We start from the raw sequence: 5,381 nt of genomic DNA on the forward strand, positions 1-5,381 counted from the left end.
AAATATCGCTTTTTCAATAATTCTCCTATTTTTTGTTTTCAATGAAAAAGATCTGGAAGCGACTACAAAAATCGTAACTCTGGAAAATGAAGAAGGCGAGAAAATTGAAAGAATTATCCCTAAAAGCGAATTCCGCAAAAAGATCGCCACCTTTCCTTTCCGGAATGAATCGGCAGATTCCACTTATGATTGGCTGCAATACGGCTTTGAATTTGCTCTTAATTTTGATCTGTCTCAAGATATTATTCTTCAAAGTTCAACCATCTATCAGGCTGATATGATGGGTGAATATGTAACACTTGAAAAGTTGAAGAAATTTGGATTTCCGAAGGGAATCGGAGTGCCGCTCACTCTCAAAAAGAAAATTGCCGAAGAATCTTATATGGATCATTTCCTAACCGGGTCATTCACTATCAATAATGATATTTTTCACATTGAGACCCGTCTTTACGAAACAAAACGCGGGAAACTTATTGCTGAAAATTCTTTTGAAGGAAAAGATATTTTTATACTTACGGATGAGATGTCTTCCCAATTAAAGAAAGATTTGGATATCCCGCAGCATTATCTCGAAGAAACAAATGATCTTCCGGTCACAGAGATGCTGACAAATTCGCTTCCTGCTTACAAGATGTTTATCAGTGGTCTGATGATGCTTTTTGATAATGACTACCAAACTGCCACCGAGACACTCGAACTGGTTGTCAAGGAAGATCCGACCTTTGCTCTGGCATACTTTCATCTCAGTGGATTATATTCTTTCTCAAACCAGACAGAAAAGATAGAAAAATCGGTTCAATCTGCTATGCAGTATCTATACAAACTGCCCGAACAATACAGATTTATGGTCAAAATTCAATACTATTCTACGAAACAGGAGTTAGAAAAGAGGATTGCTCTGGCGAAAATGAGAATAGAATTATATCCCGAAGATATTTCCGCTTATGAAATTCTGGCACTTTTCCTGATAGGGAAAAACCTGATCGATGAAGAAATTGAAGCATATAAAAGCATTCTCAAGATCGATCCTACCCAATATAAATACCTCAAAAAAATCGGTTCTACTTACCAAAAAAAAGGGAATATAGAGGAAGCATTAAGGTATTATCAGAAATATGCGGATCAATTCCCGGAAGACAGCAGTTCCTATACAAATATTGGCGATCTGTATAAATCTTTTGGAGATTATCAGCAGGCAAAGAAGTTTTATGAAAAAGCGATCCTGCTGGAACCTGAGAACATTTCCATCCTGATAAGTCTTTCCAATATTGAAGAAATAGCGGGAAATTATTTGGCAGCATTCCGGCAATATCAGAACGCCTTGGATTTATGCCAAACTCCGAAGGATTCCGCGAAAGTATATAGCTCTTTGAGTTCATACTATGAAACAAGAGGGCAGATAAAAAGATCGATCGAATATTTGGTAATGGAATTAAATGAACGAGAGAAATTTCAATCTCCATTAATGTTTATATTCGGAAAATTTGGGAATATGGTGAAATATGTTCAAATTGGGAAAAAGGAGCTGGCATTTCAAACAATCGAAGCAATGAAAACACAATTAGCTCCGCCTATGGATCAATTCTTATCTGCGGCATATTTGATGATATATAAGGAATTGGAAGATAAGGAAAACATGAAGACAGCAATAGACGGAGTGGAAATCCTGATCAAAACCTTTGGGGTGGAAATGCTTCGTTCCAATATTGTGAATGCAAAAGGAAAATTGTTTGAGATCGATGGTAAATTTGAGCAGGCTATTCTAATGTATAACAAAGAATTAGAACTTAAACCCACGAAAGTGAAAATAAACAGGTATATCGGAATTTGCTGCCGGAAATTAAAGAAATATAAAGAAGCTCTGGAATATTTTCAGAAAATCGTCACGATCCTGCCTTTCGATCCTGAAACTCATTATGAACTCGCTCTGCTTTATGATGATCTGGGAAAAAGAGATAAAGCTTTGGAGCATCTGAATATTTCTTTGGAAGTTTGGAAAGATGCTGATCCGGAATATATTCCAGCGCAAAAAGCGAGAGAGAAATTGAAGGAATGGGAAGGATAAATAGAAATTATGAAATTAGAAATGATAAATTATAAATTAAAATGGAGGTCTAAAATGGCTATCAAAAAAATCGGTTTATTATCATTATTTATTTCATTGTTTTCAGGTTGCATCCAACTTAAAACTGAAAAGGATGAATTTTCCAAGAGTTATGAAGTGAAGGAAGGCATCGAATTAAATGTTACCAACAAAAATGGAAAAATCGAGATCGAAGCGTGGGAAAACAATTTCGTGGAAGTGAAAGCAGTCAAATCCACAAATCATGGAATCGAGGAATTCCAGAAAGTAGAGATCGATGTTCAGGTTGGAAATGAGATGAACATTGAAACAAAATATTTGGAAAAAATTGCAAAAGTTTCGGTTAATTATGAGATTAAAGTTCCTAAAGATCTATTAGTGAACAGGATCACTACTTCCAACGGGAAAATAATCATAACCGGAACCAAAGGAAATCCAACTTTGAAAACATCGAATGGAAAGATCATTGTTGATAATGTAGATGGTTATGTCAGTGCAAAAACGAGTAATGGGAGGATCGAGATCACGAATGTTCTGGGAGTTCTGGAAGCTAATACATCGAATGGAAGGATCATTGCGGAAATTCCTGAAATAATAAATGACGAACTTGATATATCGACCAGCAACGGTTCCATCGAATTATTTATTCCTTCCAAACTGAACATAAATATCGAAGCCATAACTTCCAATGGAAAAATAAAACTGAACGAGATCGAAGTTATTACGAGTGAAATGTCTTCAAAATATCTGAAAGGCAGAATCGGGAACGGTGGGAAAAAACTGTCCGTTACTACTTCCAATGGAAATATCACTTTTAATAAACTGGTAAGGCATTGAGAAAGAATTTATTGAAGGAACAAAAACAAAATCCGAGTCGCATTATGCGAGTCAGATTTTTTATTTTATATCTTCAGACAACAGCAAAGCAGATAAACAGATAGGTAAGATATCATCTACAATTAAAATTCTGGTCAATAGATAGGATCGATAAGCGCTGAAAATATAATTAACAATATTTCCCGCCTGGATTTATAACTCCCACCTTGACACATTCAAACCCTGAACAATTTTGGCAAAAAATTTTGAGGGAATATTGTTGAATATCAGTTATAAACAACCGATCGGGATTTTCGATTCCGGTGTGGGCGGATTAACGGTTTTCAAGGAGATCAGGAAAAGATTTCCTTTTGAGGATATCATCTATTTTGGAGATACGGCGCGTGTTCCTTATGGTCCGAAATCAAAAAATACGGTGAGCGAATATTCCATCCAGAATGCCAGGTTTCTTGTGCAGAACGGTGCAAAGATCATTATTGTTGCCTGTAATACTTCTTCAGCAGTTGCTCTCGATTATTTAAAGGAGAATCTTTCTATCCCTGTTATTGGAGTGATCGAACCGGGAGCGATTTCGGCTGTGTCCAATTCCAAAAATAAGAAAATAGGTGTGATTGGTACGGAAGGAACGATCCGCAGTCAGGCATATTCCAAAGCTATTTTTGAGTTAGAAAAGAAATCGGAAGTTTTCAGTCATGCCTGTCCCCTCTTTGTTCCTCTGGTCGAGGAAGGTTGGGAATCACATCAGATCACGAAAGAGATCATAGCAGAATATCTGGATCCTCTTCTGAAAAATGAAATCGATACACTTGTTCTCGGTTGTACTCATTATCCTATTTTGAAAAAGTCAATAAAAGAAATTGTGGGAAATAAAGTAAATCTTATCGATAGTGCGGAGGTTATTGCTGAAAGTCTGGAAAAGATATTACCCTTTGCAGAGACTGAAAATAAAGGCAGAGAAACATTTTATGTAAGCGATAATGAAGATAAATTCAAAAAGATCGCTTCCCGTATTTTAGAAAAAGAAATCGCTAAACTGATCATGGTCAAACTCGGTGAGAGCTGGTATGTTGGATAGATGAAAACTTTTTCTGAATTTGCTTTCCAAATCGTAAACCATTTCCTGAAACTATCTGAAAATAATGTTATCTCTATTTCTGCGGAGATCCGGAATAGCGAGAATTCCATCGATCCGTTATCGGAAATAGATTTAGCAGAAGAGCTTGCTCTGGAGATCAGAAAAAAGAGAGCCTTTCCCTTTCTCGATATTTCCACGGAAAACCTGAAAAGAAGATTCTTCAATGAAATGCCGGAATCTGTTTTCTCCCAGACTCCTGAATATTATCTCAAGTGGATAGATTCCATAAATACTTTTATCGAGATCAGTTGGAAAAATATCGCTGAAAATTTTTATTCCGAATCATTTCAGAATAAACTGCAAATGCAGAAATCTACCCACTTTATCTGGCAGAAGATAGTTGAACAGAATAAAAACATTGTTTTTTTGAATTTCCCCTCCCGCGAACTTGCTGAATTTCTGAACATCGATTATGAACATCTGAAACAAGTCTATCTGAAAGCAGCAACCTGTAATTACAACAGACTCCGCATCGAGGGACTGAACCTTAAGGAGCAATACCTTCATCATCAGGATTTTGTGATCAGATCACACAAAGATGAGCTTTATATCCGGACTGATTCCCAGCATCCGGAACTTTTTTCGGATAACTCAGAGAATCATCAGATCTATGTTCTACCAACCGGTTTTCTGGGAATTCAGTTGAATCGAAAGAAAATTAATGGATTTTATTTTGCAGAACAATTATATTATGATCGAAAGATCCATCATCATGTGAAAATTCATTTTGATGCCGGTTATGTTCGTTTCATTTCATTTCCGGAAGAGAATGAAAACACTGAAATCTGTCGTAATGCGATCCTGAACAGTAAAGAGGAATGCTTTCTGATGATCGGTTTTAATCCCGAACTTACGGAAAGAACAGGATTTCTATTATATGACCGCTGTCTTCAAGGAAATATCAGCATATCATTAACTGATGCTAACCAGAAGAAGATCGTGCTTTCAAATTGCAAAGTTAAAATTGAGAAAATATAACTCAAAGCTCTGCTTTGAGAAAGGATCTATACATTAATAGCTAAAAAAATCAATTTATTAAAATGATTGGTCTCAAAGCGAAGCTTTGAGTTACACAGGAGGAATGCTTTCTGATGATCGGTTTTAATCCCGAACTTACGGAAAGAACAGGATTTCTATTATACGACCGCTGTCTTCAAGGAAATATCAGCATATCATTAACTGATGCTAACCAGAAGAAGATCGTGCTTTCAAATTGCAAAGTAAGGATTGAGAAATCGTAAATCAAATGTGATTCAGAACTTGTTCTGAACCCTTTATTAACAATTTATTTTGTCCGGAACAAGTTCCGAACTACAGTAACTCAAA

4 protein-coding genes are annotated in these 5,381 nt (G+C 36.1%); all 4 read left to right on the forward strand.

All coding sequences use genetic code 11. The features are described 5' to 3' along the window. Nucleotides 1–2,065 (forward strand): tetratricopeptide repeat protein (locus ENL20_10820; protein HHE39047.1); only part of this gene is annotated, 2,065 nt, incomplete at its 5' end. 9 nt (nucleotides 2,066–2,074) lie between these two features. Next, nucleotides 2,075–2,920: a hypothetical protein gene (locus tag ENL20_10825; GenBank protein ID HHE39048.1), complete on the forward strand. Its 846-nt coding sequence runs from the start codon at nucleotides 2,075–2,077 to the stop codon at nucleotides 2,918–2,920. 259 nt (nucleotides 2,921–3,179) lie between these two features. Beyond that, nucleotides 3,180–3,995, forward strand: coding sequence for a glutamate racemase (locus ENL20_10830; protein ID HHE39049.1), 816 nt, complete (start codon nucleotides 3,180–3,182; stop codon nucleotides 3,993–3,995). Continuing rightward, nucleotides 3,996–5,033 (forward strand): hypothetical protein, encoded by a 1,038-nt coding sequence (locus ENL20_10835; protein HHE39050.1) that lies wholly within the window; start codon nucleotides 3,996–3,998, stop codon nucleotides 5,031–5,033. The last annotated feature ends 348 nt before the right edge of the window (nucleotides 5,034–5,381 follow it).

The sequence above is a fragment of the Candidatus Cloacimonadota bacterium genome (genome assembly GCA_011372345.1).
Classification (GTDB): Bacteria; Cloacimonadota; Cloacimonadia; order Cloacimonadales; family TCS61; genus DRTC01.

What these genes read in the sequence shown, in the direction of transcription:
- ENL20_10825 (HHE39048.1), top strand. Translation starts at nt 2,075, where the DNA reads ATGAAATTAGAAATGATAAATTATAAATTAAAATGGAGGTCTAAAATG.
- ENL20_10835 (HHE39050.1), top strand. Translation starts at nt 3,996, where the DNA reads ATGAAAACTTTTTCTGAATTTGCTTTCCAAATCGTAAACCATTTCCTG.